This window comes from Neobacillus driksii, assembly GCF_013409995.1.
GTDB lineage: Bacteria > Bacillota > Bacilli > Bacillales > Cytobacillaceae > Neobacillus > Neobacillus driksii.
In genome coordinates, this window is the sequence record NZ_JACCBX010000017.1 from 102970 (window position 1) to 116825 (window position 13856).

Consider the following 13856-nt stretch of genomic DNA (forward strand, 5'->3'; position numbering starts at 1 on the left):
CATCTGTTTTAACTTAACTTCCCCTATGGTTCTTTTCGTAACACTTCTGCTAATTTTAAATTTTAGAAAATTCTAAAAATACAATTGACAGCTTTGCTCGGGTAATATAGAATAAAAAATGAAGAAATAATCCTTTAATTATAAAAAAAATGGAGTAAAAATCCTACGTGTATTTTTTATCCTTTTTGGAGTTCAAACTTAACTAACCAATGCTTGTTGTATAAAAGAGAAGGTTAGGTTTTTTTTGCACACTAATGGGGAAAATATCCTCCTAATTTTATAATTTTGGATATATTTTTCTAAAAAATGAACAGAGGGGGGGAAATGATGGATAAGGAAACCTTTTTAAATATTATCAAAGGGGAATTAATTGTATCATGTCAAGCGCTAGAGGATGAGCCTTTACATGGACCTGAAATTATGGCCAAAATGGGCCTTGCTGCCAAAATTGGTGGAGCAGTAGCTATACGTGCTAATAGCAAAGAGGATATCATTGCCATTCGTAAAGAGACTGGGCTTCCGACAATTGGTATCGTTAAAAGAGAATATAGGGATAGTGATGTATATATTACACCGACCTTTAAAGAGGTCCAAGAATTAATAGAATCCGGAACAGACGTCATTACGTTAGATGCTACCTTAAGGAAAAGACCACAAGGAATTAATTTTCGAGAGTTGGTTTCTTTCATAAGAAAAAATAGTAATTGTTTAATTATGGGTGATGTTTCGACGGTAGAAGAAGGAAAGAAAGCCGTTTTAGATGGATGCGATTTAATTTCAACCACTATGTCAGGCTATACGCCTTATAGCCGTCATTTAGATGGCCCTGATTTTGAGCTGATAAAAGAACTCACTTCTTCTATTAATATCCCAGTTATCGCGGAAGGTAGAATTTCTACTCCTGAAGATGCAGTGAAGGCTTTATTGTTTGGTTCTCATTCCGTTGTTGTAGGCACAGCCATTACAAGACCCCAAGAGATAACAAAATCGTTTGTGAAAAAGATTCATCACGCAAGAAAGATTGTCTAGTTGGGTACGAGGTAAGAATACAACTTTGGTGATACCATACGAACAAATATAAAAGGGGTGTATGAAATGAAGGTTGCATTAAGTATGTGGAGTGTTCACAAGTATTGGTATGAAGGGAAATGGAGTATTTTAGATTTTATTGATTTTGCGGGTACGACGAAAGCGCAGGGAGTAGAACTGCTAAGTATTTTTTGGAGTGATAAAGAAATAGAATTACCGAAGGTAGAAGAAGCATTAAAACGGAACAAGCTCGAAGTATCTAGTTATGCAGCTTGCAATAATTTTGTCGTTTCTGATCCTGAACAACGTAAGGCTCAGTTGAAAGAAGTAACAGATGCAGTAGATATGGCTGTTCACTTCGGTACAAATATCGTTAGAGTATTTTCCGGGGATCTCCCACATGATAATTCCATTACATATGAAGTGGGGATGGGCTATGTTTTGGAAGGATTGGCTGCGGCAGCAAAATATGCTGAAGAAAAGGGTGTCCTCCTTTGTATCGAAAATCATGGATTATTTGCCGGAAGAAGTGATCAAGTACTAAGTATTATAAAAAATGTTGGTTCACCATCATTAAGAAGTACATTTGATACAGGTAACTTTTTATTGGTAGGTCAAAATCCTAAAGATGCAGTTGTAGATCTAAAAGGCTATATTAGCCATGTTCATGTTAAAGACTTCTTACCTACGGATGTAGAACAAAAGGGAAATACTTATAAAGCGCTGTCAGGAGATTTGTTTTTAGGAAAAATCCCAGGTGATGGCGAAGTAGATTTATCCTATATTTTTACAGAATTAATTAAAAATAAGTATGATGGCTGGCTTGCAGTTGAATTTGAAGGTAGCGAAGAACCAACTATGGGATCGATTATATCTATCGATTATGTCGATGGTTTAGTTCAGTCTTGTATTGAAAGCGCTACCTTTTAACTGAAATATATATTTTGTGAAATTTAAAAGCTAACAAACTATTATAATATCAACATGTTTCTACCTCAACCACTATTCCTCTCTTGTACATTCACCTTTGATAGCATTTTATTCTCAGTAATAGATTGAGAATTTTGGATTATTTTAAAACATTTAAAGGAGGAGAAAGGATGAAAAAGAAGTTTATATTTTCTCTGTTATTATCAATTCTTTTAATTGGTTCCATTTTGGCTGGTTGTTCTAATGAAAAGTCAGGAACTACAAAGAGTGATAAAGTAGTTGTGGATTTCTGGTATGGTTGGACAGGGCCTGAAGGGGAAGCCATGGAAGAACTAATTAAGGAGTTTAATAATAGTCAGGATAAAATTGAGGTAAAAGGGCTAAGTCAAAGTGATTATCAAAAACAATTGACCGCCATTACTGGAGGTAATCCACCTGACATCGCTTCCCAGTTCGGTAATAATGTTGTACCGTGGGGAACGAAAGCAGCCATGCAACCTTTAGATAGTTATATTAAAAAGAGTGGCATGGATATGAATGACTTTATTCCAGCTGCGTTAGATACTGTTACCTATGATGATAAAACGTTTGCCATTCCGATTGCGATGCACGTATCCATGCTGTTCTATAATAAAGATATTTTGTCTGAGGCTGGTTTTGATGGTCCACCTAAAACGATTGCCGAGCTGAAAGAAGTCATTGAGAAAACGAGTGTTGTAAAAAGTGACGGACGTTTAGATAGACTTGGGTTATGGCCAGGAGTCGACCCGTATACATTTGCATATACATTTGGTGGAGATTTCTGGGACCCTTCAAAGAAAGAAGTAACTCCAGATGATCCTGGTGTTGTGAAATCTATCCAATTAGCGAAAGATATTTGGAGTGAGTATGGCTCTGATAACCTAGATCGTTTTTCTTCTGGACTTGGAAAGTATATGTCTGCACAAAACCCATTCTTTATTGGTAAATATGCAATGACCATTGATGGAGAATGGCTGCCTACCTTTATAAAACAATATGCACCAAACTTAAATTATGGCATTGCTCCAATTCCATATGACGAAAATCAGCCTGAATTTGCCAATGCAGGTAATATTAATACAAGTGTATTTTATATTCCAAAAGGCGCTAAACACCCTGATGAAGCATGGGAATTCCTAAATTGGTTTGCGAAAAAGGAGAATATGGTAAAGTTTACTGCAAAACTTGGAAACCTGCCTACACTGAATAGTGCATTAACTGATTCCGCATATGCAGATGTTCCTGGATTCAAAGAATTTTTAGAATATGCCGGAGGGGAAAATATGCGTTCCTTCCCAGCTTTACCGTTTATGAACGAATATACAGCTGAAATTACTAAGCAATATGACCTCATCTTAAGAGGAAAAATTTCGATTGAAGATGCTACGAAAAAAATAAAAGAAACTGTGCAGCCATTGGCCACTAGTACAAAATAAGAGGTAGTAAATTAGATCCTTATAATTGGGTGGAGGCAGATAAAACCATTCCATCCTAATTATAAGGACTAATGTTTGAAATTGCTTTATCGATAAGAGCCTGTCCATTCATTGAGTAAAATAATTCACCTAAGAACGTTTTAACACTATTGGTTCCAGCAGTATATTTTTATCGTTTCTCAGCAATTGGTAGGAGGAGGACTATGGGGAAAGTTGCGTTAGGTGTAAATAATCGAAAATATCGAATGACGAATAAACGCTGGACATTAATCGGATTGGCATTTGCTTCACCATGGATTATTGGATTCCTATGTTTTACTGCTTATCCGTTCATTGTATCTTTTTATTACAGTTTGACTAGCTATGATTTGATTAATTCGCCAAAATGGGTTGGTTTTGAAAATTATGCAGAAGTTATGAAAGACACCAACTTTTATAAGGCTATTAAAAACACATTTTTTATGGCGATAATTGCAGTTCCTATCAATCTTTTTTCCAGTTTAATGATTGCGCTTATTCTTAATTTAAAAGTGAAGGGTATTGCTATATACCGAACTATTTATTATTTACCATCGGTTATTCCTGCTGTTGCTGGTGCGATGCTTTGGAGTTGGTTATTAAATCCCGAGTATGGAATTATCGATATTGTTTTAAGAGCATTGGGCCTCCCAGATCCCGCATGGCTATCGGATCCGAGTTTTACAAAGCCTGCTTTAATTTTAATGGGGTTATGGGGCTCAGGAGCTGGAGCAATCATTTATTTAGCCGCACTGCAAGGAATTCCACAACACTATTATGAGGCTGCTTCATTAGATGGAGCTAATGTATGGCAAAAGTTTCGTTATATTACTCTTCCTGCCTTATCTCCAGTAACTCTCTTTCAACTAATTATGGGCTTAATTGGCGCATTTCAAATATTTACAGAATCATTTATATTAATGGGTGGTGCAGAAGGTGGGCCGGATATGCTATTCTATGCAGTTTATTTGTACCAGCAAGCTTTTGTTTTCTTGAAAATGGGATATGCATCTGCATTGGCTTGGGTATTATTTGTAATTGTTATACTTATCACGATAGGAGTATTTAAATCTTCTATTCGTTGGGTTTACTACGGAGGTGAATAAATTTGGCTAAACTTAAACATTCTAATCTATCAACTATCCAAGTATCAGAAAAAGAAAATAAAGATATTGGATTACTAGTAAAACAAAAAATATTACCTCATCTACTACTTATTATAGTAGGAAGTATCTTTTTATTTCCGTTTCTTTGGCTTCTTTCTTCCTCTTTAAAATCACCGGAGGAAATTTTTAAATTACCACCTGACATTTTTCCAAAGGATATGCAATTCATAAATTACGAAAATGCGATCTCTGCCATACCTTTTTTTCGCTATATTTTAAATACACTTTTTCTTTGTGCCGTTAATATTCTAGGACAGGTAATTTCTGCTCCTCTCATTGCCTATTCACTGGCAAAGATCCCATGGAAAGGCAGGAATATCATCTTTGCCATTGTAGTTGCCACTATGATTTTACCTCCACAAGTCACGATGATACCCATATATATCATATTTGCCAAGCTTGGATGGGTGAATACCTATTTACCTTTAACGATCGGCGCATTCTTTGGAGCACCTTTTTTTATCTTTTTAATAAGACAATTCATAATGGGTATTCCAGATGACCTGCTAGATGCAGCGCGAATTGATGGGGCATCGGAATTTAGAATATACTGGCAAATCGTCTTACCACTGTTAAAACCGGTACTAGCAACGGTTGTGTTATTTACCTTTATGTGGACGTGGACAGACTTTTTAGGACCACTCATTTACTTAAATGATACGGATAAATGGACCATTACGGTTGGATTACAAGGTTTCTTGCAGGATCACGGTGCACAGTGGGAATTATTAATGGCCGCTGCTGCTATTTTTACCATCCCAATGATTATCATCTATTTCTTTGGACAGAAGTATTTTATGAAAGCCGGTTCCACCATGTCAGGCTTTAAATAATCAAAATGGAAACATAAGTGAATGTGAATTCAGGAGGGTAAGAATATGAAGAAGATTGTTTATTTACCGCTGGATGAAAGACCGGTTAACCTGGTTTTTCCACAACAACTAGCGAATATCACCGATTTAACCATGTGTGTTCCACACCCATCGATCTTGGGTAGAAAAAAGAAACCTGCAGACTTTCATGCCATTAAGGAATGGCTTTTTCACGAAACGAAACATGCCCATTATTTAGTTGTTTCCATTGATATGCTTATTTACGGCGGTATTGTCCCTTCAAGATTACATTCTTTATCTAAAGAAGAATGTAATGCTCGACTGCAAATCCTAAATCTAGTAAAAAAACAAAATCCAAAAATAAAAATATTGGCATTTAATTTGATTATGCGAGCACCTGCCTATAGTAGCAGCGAAGAAGAACCCGACTATTATCAATTACATGGCCGAGAGATTTTTCGCTTCGGATGGTTAACAGACAAAATGGATAAGGAAAAGCTTGATCGTCCTGAAGAAACCGAACTGATATCCATTCAAGAGAAGGTTCCGGCAGAAATTTTATCAGATTTTCTCAACCGTAGGGAAGTAAACTTCTTTGTGAATCAACAAGTAATTCGCTTAACGAATGAGGAATTGATCGATTTCTTAATTATTCCACTTGATGATAATTCCAAATATGGTTTTTCACCGAAAGAACAGCGCCAGCTTATCCTTCAGGTAGAAGAACAAAATCTGTTTGATCGAGTGTCCATCTATCCAGGTGCAGATGAAATTGGCTGTACACTATTTGCTAAAGTTTTTTGTGAAGTAAAGAATTATGTCCCAAGAATCTTTGTTAGATATTCATCTACTAAAGGGCCTGAGATTATCCCAAAATATGAAGATAGAAGTTTAAATGAAAGTATTAAATCCCATATAACAGCATCTGGCGGTATCATGTTAGATTATTCTAAGGATGCGGATATATTACTCATGGTCAATTCACCAGCGGTAGGAGAATTTAATGTTGCAGAACAAGGTACATATAAGGAAAGACATCGGTCCTATTTCTCTGAAGTACATCAACAAGAATTTGTAAGAGTCATGGAGTATTATCTCAATGAAAAAAAGTTTATTGCTTTGGCTGATGTTGCTACCTGTAACGGAAGTGATAATGTTTTAATGAAATTACTGGCTAAAAAAGGACTGCTATCTAAAATAAATTGTTATGCAGGCTGGAATACATCAGGTAATACAATAGGAACGGTAAATGCCCATGCGATTGTTGCATCTTATTACAATGAGTCAGGTAATGAGGAGAAATTAGGCAGAAGCAAAGAGTTTTATTATTCAAGATTAGTAGAAGACTGGGGTTACCAAGCTTTGGTTCGTCAAAATGTGTGTTCCGAGGATTTGCCGAAGTTTGGTGTCGATTACTTTCATTTAGGCGAATATCAAGAGGAAATTCAAAATATTATTCAAAATAAACTTAAAGATTTTATTGAACAGTATCTTACTGATCATGAAGTGACTCTGAAAAATGTTGTTTTACCATGGGACAGAATGTTTGAAGTGGGGTTTGACTTATCTATTAAAACTGCTCGAATTTCTGCAATATAATCAACTTATTGGAGGGGGGTTCATTGCCAGTAAATGAGTATAAAAAATTAATAAGTAAGCAGCTTAAGGAGCTCGGGGTAGCGAAAGGGGATGTCATCTTCGTTCATTCCTCGTTAAGCTCGTTTGGATATGTCCCGGGTGGAGAACGAACGATTATCGAGAGTCTGTATCAAGCCGTTGGAGAAACCGGAACGCTGCTTTTTCCAAGCCTTTCATATGAAATTGTTACACCTGAAAACCCTTATTTTGATGTAGTACGAACGCCATCCAATGTAGGGAAAATTCCTGAATATTTTCGGAAGCATATCGCAGTAAAGCGTAGTCTAAACCCCACGCATTCTGTCAGCGGTATGGGGAAATTGGTAAAAGAACTGTTATCGGATCATTCCTTGGATGAAACTCCATGTGGTGAGCATTCGCCCTATCGAAAACTCCCGGAACGAAATGGGAAAATATTATTTCTAGGTTGTGGCATAGAACCGAATACATCCATGCATGCGATTGAAGAATTGGTAAATCCTCCTTATTTATTTGGTAACTTTTATACGTACAAAGTGATAGATGAACATAGAAGAACGCACATGTTAAAGTGCAGAAGACATGATTTTAATGGATGGAAGCAGAGATATGACCGTATTGAAGCGATATTAGAAGAAAAACAACTTCATAGTGGAAAAGTCCTGAAAGCTAACGCACATTTAATAGAGGCTAAACCCCTTTGGGATAGAGCACTTAATATCTTAAAAAAGGATCCTTTCTATTTTGTTGAACGGGTGTGAAAAGAGTTAAAGCGATTATATTTGGATATAAGGAGTGATTCAGAATGGGCAAAGTAAAAGTAGGGATTATTGGTGCAGGTACCATAGCCGAATATGGCCATCTGCCTTATTATCAGGAAAATGAAGATGTTGAAATCACTGCGATTGTTGATATGAATTTAGAGAGAGCACATAAAATGGCAGTTAAATTTAATGTTGCGAATATCTATAGCGATGCGGAGGAAATGTTCAAAAGCTCGGATATTGACGCGGTCAGTATCTGTACTTCCAATCATGCACATATTCCTTTAGCCAAATTAGCCATTCGTAACGGTGTTGATGTTTTAGTAGAAAAGCCAATAGGGACATCTTATCAGGATTCCCTAGAATTAGTTCGACTTGCTGAAACCCATAATAGAATTTGTATGGTGGGTATGACTCATCGTTTCAGAAACGATTCTCAAGCGTTAAAGGAATTTGTTGAAGCCAATAGTCTTGGTGAAATCTATTATACAAAAGTGAAAATTCTCAGTAGAAGAGGTACTCCTACAGGTTGGTTTACTGATCATTCCAAGTCAGGTGGCGGTCCGCTAATGGATATTGGTGTACACGCCCTAGATTTGGCCTGGTGGATTCTTGGAAAGCCTGAACCTGAACGAATTTCAGGATTTTTAAAGAACGGAATCGGTAGTTTTGCTACAAAAATGACCTCACGCTGGCAATCTTCAAGTAATTATAACGATAATAATGAAGTGTTTGATGTAGAAGATTTTGCAGCCGCCTTTATTCGTTTTAAATCAGGTATGGTTATGAACCTAGAAGTAAGCTGGGCTTTAAATGGCGCTAAAGATGATGCCATATGTGTAGATATTTATGGAACCAAAGGTGGCCTTTCTTTAGAACCACTTCGATTTTATACAGAAATCAATCAATTTTTCACTGAATCTAAACTTGATATTATAAAAAATGATCAAATGAAAGAAGAAATCAATCACTTTGTACATTGTGTCCATAATAGAACGAAGCCGCTGATTCCAGCTGATGAAGGTGCTGAAGTTCTAAGAATGTTAGAAGCAATAGCCGAATCATCCAGGATTAATAAAGAAGTCTTACTTGAAACTTTCTATCAAAAAAAATAATAATACTGATTCCTACTGCTCCTATATTAAGTTAAGGGATGTTTTTAGTTAGGTGCAGTAACATACATATTCTTTTATCTTTCGTACCGAAGATAAAGCGAGAGTAGGTGATACTGATGGAAGAAGCGAAATATTCAATCGGTGTTGATATTGGAGGAACAAAGATTTCTTTTGGGATTGTTAGTCATGATGGAAAGATACTAGAAAAAGCGACCTATTCAACCCCTCAGGAAACACGTGAATCCATTATTGACTTAATGAAAGAGAAGATAACCATTTTTCTGGAAAGAGCCAAGTTGCTTAAAATTCAAATTGTCGGTATTGGAATTGGAACGGCAGGACAAATCGATTTTGAAAAGGGAAGAGTACTTTCGGGAACAACCAATATTAAGGATTGGAATGACGTCCCACTAAGGGATATCTTCACAAAAAAATTTGATTTGCCTGTCTGGGTAGACAATGATGTAAATGCCTTAACCCTTGCAGAACAACAACTTGGTGTAGGAAAAAACGTCAAGGATTTAATTTGTCTTGCCTTAGGAACCGGGGTTGGAGGGGGCGTTATATCCGGTGGGAATATGATTCGTGGCGCTTGGGGCGGTGCTGCTGAACTGGGACATATTACAGTAGATATGAATGGTCCTGTCTGTAATTGTGGATTAAATGGCTGTTTAGAAGTCTACTCATCTGGAACTGGGATAGCAAATAGGATGCGTGAAAAATTGAAAGAATATCATCCAGTTCAAGATAGCAAACTCTCTTACTATCAAGGACATCTTGATCAAGTCACAAGTAAAGTTGTTTTTGATTTAATGAATGAAGGTAATCATCTTGCAATCGAAGTGGTAGAGAAAGCGTTAGAAGCTTTTGCCTATGCGATTGTTAGTATTATTCATACTTTTAATCCTTCATTAATCATTTTAGCCGGTGGAGTCCTTAATGATGGGAATTGGTTTATTAAAAGAGTGAAAGATAAGGTTGGGGGGCTTGGAATGCAGTCACTTGTATCCCCAGTCGAGTTCAAAATGGCAGAACTTGGTCCGGATGCCGGACTAATTGGTGCAGCCCTGCAGCCATGGGTGTATGATGAGGTCTAAATGTAAATAATGCAAGCCTTAGGACTGTTTTTAAAACGAGAAGTTCTTACTAATAATGTCGTCCGAACTGTCTCTGATTTCGAAGGGAGAAAAAATGAATATACTTAAACAATCAAGCCCACTGGTGTTAATTTCAAGTATGTATAAATCATTAACAAAAGCCGAACAAAAGGTAGCTGATTTAGTTACAAGAGATACACATGATGCCGTTTATTCATCCGTAACAGATCTTGCTGAAAAGGCCAATGTGGGTGAAACAACGGTCATTCGCTTTTGCCGGAAACTTGGCTATCGTGGATTTCAAGATTTTAAATTAGCTGTAGCGCAAAATTTAGTGAGTCCATCTGAACAAGTTCACGGAAAAATTGAGGATGGAGATAGTTTAGCTGTTGTATCTAAAAAAATTACTTCTCAAATTATTGATTCACTTGATAATACCCTTAACCTGTTACAGCCTTCTAGTGTTGAGAAAGTAGTAGATAGGATTACAACAGCCAGAAAACTATATTTTTTTGGCGTTGGTTCATCTGGCATTTTAGCAAAAGACGCAAAACATCGATTTATGCGCTTAGGATATCATGTTGAGCAATCATCAGATACACATATTATGGCGATGAATGCCGCACTTGCTACGAATGAAGATATTGTATTTGGGATTTCTACATCTGGCAGCACAAAGGATGTAGTGGATACCATGCGAATTGCAAAGGAAAATCATGCATTTATTGTCTGTCTTACCAGTCATTCCAAATCACCGATTACGCAATATGCAGATGTAATTTTATTAGCAGCTTCGAAGGAGACACCACTGCAAGGAGGCTCATTTTCCTCTAAAATTGCCCAATTACAATTATTGGATATTTTAACAACAGCGGTTGCCCTTAAAAGAAAAGACTATACGTTTAAATCAATTGAAAAAACAGCAAAAGCAGTTTTAGATAAGATGTATTAAAATGGCTGAACTATAAAGCAAAAAGAGAGGTTAGGAATGAAAAAAGGCGTAAACCATTGGTGTTTCCCTGAAACATGGAGTTTTGAGAGAGTAATAGAAACAACAGCTAAGGCGCATTTTGATGGTATCGAATTGAATATGGCTGAATCCGGTATGTTTTCGTTAACAAGTTCGGACGCTGAACTCATTACTATTAGGGATAAAGTGAGAAATGCAAATCTCGAGATCCCAAGTCTCTCCACAAGTCTTTTATGGAAATATAGTTTGACAAGTAATAATAAGAAGGAACGGGAAAAGGGAAAATCAATTGTTCAAAAAATGATTGATGCTGCGGCGTTGCTTCAAATCAAAACCATCTTAGTTGTTCCAGGTGTTGTAAACCAGGATGTATCATATGATGCAGCCTACTCACGGGCTCTGGAAGCCCTTGGCGAATTAAGTGCCTATGCAGAAGAGGCTAAGGTTGAAATTGGCGTTGAAAATGTTTGGAATAAATTTCTATTAAGTCCAATCGAAATGAAGAATTTTATTCATGAAATAGGTTCTGAAGCGGTTGGTGTATATTTTGATGTAGGAAATGTCCTGAATTATGGATATCCGGAACAGTGGATTTCTATCTTAAATGGACATATAAAAAAAGTTCATGTAAAAGATTTTATAACTGCAGCTGGAAACCATTCGGGGTTTACTTCCTTACTGCAGGGTGATGTGAATTGGAAGAATGTTATAGAAGCATTAAAGAATATTGGATATGAGGATTATTTAACAGCAGAGATTCCACCACATCTACATTTTCCTGAAAAGTTGCTAAACGATATATCAGATTCTATCAATTTTATGATCAAGGAGGGATGGACATCATGTTGAAGGTGGCAGTAATAGGAGCAGGAACAATGGGCTCGGCACACTCAGAGGCGTACGTGAACATGAGTGATACAGTACTGGTTGGGATTGTCGATATAAGGGAAGATGTTGGAAGAAACCTAGCTGAGAGTCAAAGGACTAACTATTATAAGAGCTTTGAAGATTTAATAGCTTCTGAGAGTCCGGATCTTATAGATGTCTGCGTCCCGACATCTCTACATCGAGAGTATGTAGAAAAGGCAGCAAAGTCAAAAAAACATGTCATCTGTGAAAAACCCCTTGCCAGAAACTTAGAAGATGCACGTGCGATGATTAAGATTTGTAAGGAAGAAGGTGTGAAGCTTTTTGTTGCCCAGGTGGTTCGCTTTTTTCCTGACTACCAAAAAATTTATCGTTTAGTTGCTGAACAAAAGTTAGGCAAAATTGGGACCGTTCGAACAATGAGAGGCGGCGTTTTTCCAACAGCCTGGGATGATTGGTATGCGAATGTTGAGAAAAGCGGTACATTAATTGTCGATATGATTATTCATGATTTTGACTTTTTAAGATGGTGCTTTGGTGATGTCGAAAGAGTGTTTGCTAAAAGCCATTTAGGGCGTGATTTTAATCGAATCGACCATACATTTGTTAGCTTGCGTTTTAAAAATGGTGTGATTGCTCATGTCGAAGGGTCCTGGGCATACCCAAGCGGTTTTAAGACGGAAATTGAAATTGCCGGTTCAAATGGAGTTTTAATCCATAATAGCGAAGATGCTGTTCCCATTAGGTCCACTTTAAGGGAAAACAGTTTACATATATCTGGTGTTGCTGTACCGGAAAGTCCCTTGAAGACAGGCCCCTATCAAGTAGAACTTGAACATTTTGTGAGCTGTATTATAAACGGGACGGATCCAATAGTGACGGCAGAAGATGGTTTTAAAGCGCTTGAAATTAGTCTAGCAGCTTTAGAATCTGTAAAAACCGGCAAGGTTGTAGCGTTAAAGGAGGTTGATTAATGTGAAGGTAGGAATCCTTAGCTTTGCCCATATGCATGCCTATAGCTACGCCGAAGCATTAAACGAAATCAGCGGAGTTGAATTATTTGGCATAGCAGATGAAAATGAAGAACGCGGTAAAAACGCGGCAAACCAATATAAAACTAACTATTTTCATGACTATCACGATTTATTAAAAGAAGACATTGATGCTGTTATTATTTGCAGTGAAAATAGTAGGCATAAAGAGATGACTATTGCAGCCGCAAAAGCGGGAAAACATATTCTTTGTGAAAAACCACTTGCTACCTCTGTCGAAGATGCACAGTCCATGATTGAAACATGTAAAAAGTATGGTGTAAAACTGCAGACCGCATTTCCTGTTCGTTTTAATCCACCTGTCCAACGTGTCAAGCAAATGATAGACAATGGCGAGTTAGGAAGAATTGTTGCGATCCGCGGAACAAACCGAGGCCAAAATCCGGGAGGATGGTTTATCGAAGAAGAGCTGTCAGGTGGCGGTGCGGTTCTTGACCATACAGTACATGTGGTTGATTTAATGCGCTGGTTTATGAATAGCGAAGTGAAAGAGGTATATGCAGAAGTGGACACTGTCTTTAACGATATCCAAATCGATGATTGCGGATTGTTAATGCTTGAATTTGAAAATGGTGTTTTTGCTTCCCACGATCCAAGTTGGTCCAGATGTAAAACCTTCCCGACCTGGGGGGATGTGACCATGGAGATAGTGGGAACCAACGGGGTTGTCCACTTGGATGCATTTAATCAGCATTTTATGGTCTATAATGATGCAGACCATAAGGTCAATCAGGAATTTTGGGGTAATTCTTATGATTTAGGGTTAGTTGAGGATTTTATACATTGCCTAAAAGAAGACAGAGAGCCGTCAATCACTGGCTTTGATGGCCTAAAGGCTATGGAAGTTGCGATAAAGGCCTATGAATCAGCTAAAATGAAAAAACCAATCCGAATAAGGAATGAATGAAAGGAATGTGATGTAAAACAATGTGATGCCAGAG

Annotated in this window: 13 protein-coding genes; all 13 read left to right on the top strand. The window is 37.2% G+C overall.

The genetic code is table 11. The features are described 5' to 3' along the window. The first annotated feature begins 327 nt into the window (after positions 1-327). The 13 genes from F4694_RS28040 to F4694_RS28100 all read left to right on the top strand — a co-directional run bounded on the left by F4694_RS28040 (position 328) and on the right by F4694_RS28100 (position 13822). Positions 328-1029 carry an N-acetylmannosamine-6-phosphate 2-epimerase gene (locus F4694_RS28040; RefSeq protein WP_179603206.1) on the top strand — a complete coding sequence of 234 codons (702 nt, stop codon included), beginning with the start codon at positions 328-330 and terminating at the stop codon, positions 1027-1029. 66 nt (positions 1030-1095) lie between these two features. After that, on the top strand, positions 1096-1959 hold the full coding sequence (locus tag F4694_RS28045; RefSeq protein WP_179603207.1) for a sugar phosphate isomerase/epimerase family protein: 864 nt from the start codon (positions 1096-1098) through the stop codon (positions 1957-1959). Positions 1960-2129: 170 nt separating this feature from the next. Further along, positions 2130-3416 carry an ABC transporter substrate-binding protein gene (locus F4694_RS28050; protein ID WP_179603208.1) on the top strand — a complete coding sequence of 429 codons (1287 nt, stop codon included), beginning with the start codon at positions 2130-2132 and terminating at the stop codon, positions 3414-3416. 245 nt (positions 3417-3661) lie between these two features. Further along, positions 3662-4540: a carbohydrate ABC transporter permease gene (locus F4694_RS28055; RefSeq protein WP_257029446.1), complete on the top strand. Its 879-nt coding sequence runs from the start codon at positions 3662-3664 to the stop codon at positions 4538-4540. A gap of 65 nt (positions 4541-4605) precedes the next feature. Next, a complete protein-coding gene (locus F4694_RS28060; protein WP_179603243.1) occupies positions 4606-5433 on the top strand; it encodes a carbohydrate ABC transporter permease in 828 nt (275 codons plus the stop codon). A 45-nt stretch (positions 5434-5478) separates the two neighbouring features. Then, positions 5479-7032, top strand: coding sequence for a DUF4127 family protein (locus F4694_RS28065; RefSeq protein WP_179603210.1), 1554 nt, complete (start codon positions 5479-5481; stop codon positions 7030-7032). 23 nt (positions 7033-7055) lie between these two features. Further along, positions 7056-7811: an AAC(3) family N-acetyltransferase gene (locus F4694_RS28070; RefSeq protein ID WP_179603211.1), complete on the top strand. Its 756-nt coding sequence runs from the start codon at positions 7056-7058 to the stop codon at positions 7809-7811. A 44-nt stretch (positions 7812-7855) separates the two neighbouring features. Continuing rightward, entirely contained in the window at positions 7856-8929 is a 1074-nt protein-coding gene (locus F4694_RS28075; RefSeq protein ID WP_179603212.1) for a Gfo/Idh/MocA family protein, read from the top strand. Positions 8930-9045: 116 nt separating this feature from the next. Continuing rightward, the gene (locus tag F4694_RS28080; RefSeq protein WP_179603213.1) at positions 9046-10026 is read left to right on the top strand and encodes an ROK family protein; all 981 of its coding nucleotides are present in this window, start codon (positions 9046-9048) and stop codon (positions 10024-10026) included. A gap of 94 nt (positions 10027-10120) precedes the next feature. After that, entirely contained in the window at positions 10121-10978 is an 858-nt protein-coding gene (locus F4694_RS28085) for a MurR/RpiR family transcriptional regulator (protein ID WP_179603214.1), read from the top strand. 36 nt (positions 10979-11014) lie between these two features. Beyond that, positions 11015-11845, top strand: a complete 831-nt coding sequence (locus tag F4694_RS28090) for a sugar phosphate isomerase/epimerase family protein (protein WP_179603215.1) — start codon at positions 11015-11017, stop codon at positions 11843-11845. Then, on the top strand, positions 11839-12837 hold the full coding sequence (locus tag F4694_RS28095) for a Gfo/Idh/MocA family protein (protein ID WP_179603216.1): 999 nt from the start codon (positions 11839-11841) through the stop codon (positions 12835-12837). Before F4694_RS28090 ends, F4694_RS28095 begins: the two co-directional genes overlap by 7 nt. A gap of 1 nt (position 12838) precedes the next feature. Next, positions 12839-13822, top strand: coding sequence for a Gfo/Idh/MocA family protein (locus F4694_RS28100; RefSeq protein ID WP_179603217.1), 984 nt, complete (start codon positions 12839-12841; stop codon positions 13820-13822). Positions 13823-13856 lie beyond the last annotated feature (34 nt).

Bases quoted from the DNA above. Each gene is read 5' to 3' on its own strand.
- F4694_RS28075 (WP_179603212.1), top strand. From the start codon at position 7,856: ATGGGCAAAGTAAAAGTAGGGATTATTGGTGCAGGTACCATAGCCGAA.
- F4694_RS28045 (WP_179603207.1), top strand. From the start codon at position 1,096: ATGAAGGTTGCATTAAGTATGTGGAGTGTTCACAAGTATTGGTATGAA.
- F4694_RS28065 (WP_179603210.1), top strand. From the start codon at position 5,479: ATGAAGAAGATTGTTTATTTACCGCTGGATGAAAGACCGGTTAACCTG.
- F4694_RS28050 (WP_179603208.1), top strand. From the start codon at position 2,130: ATGAAAAAGAAGTTTATATTTTCTCTGTTATTATCAATTCTTTTAATT.
- F4694_RS28055 (WP_257029446.1), top strand. From the start codon at position 3,662: ATGACGAATAAACGCTGGACATTAATCGGATTGGCATTTGCTTCACCA.
- F4694_RS28040 (WP_179603206.1), top strand. From the start codon at position 328: ATGGATAAGGAAACCTTTTTAAATATTATCAAAGGGGAATTAATTGTA.
- F4694_RS28095 (WP_179603216.1), top strand. From the start codon at position 11,839: ATGTTGAAGGTGGCAGTAATAGGAGCAGGAACAATGGGCTCGGCACAC.
- F4694_RS28080 (WP_179603213.1), top strand. From the start codon at position 9,046: ATGGAAGAAGCGAAATATTCAATCGGTGTTGATATTGGAGGAACAAAG.
- F4694_RS28090 (WP_179603215.1), top strand. From the start codon at position 11,015: ATGAAAAAAGGCGTAAACCATTGGTGTTTCCCTGAAACATGGAGTTTT.
- F4694_RS28085 (WP_179603214.1), top strand. From the start codon at position 10,121: ATGAATATACTTAAACAATCAAGCCCACTGGTGTTAATTTCAAGTATG.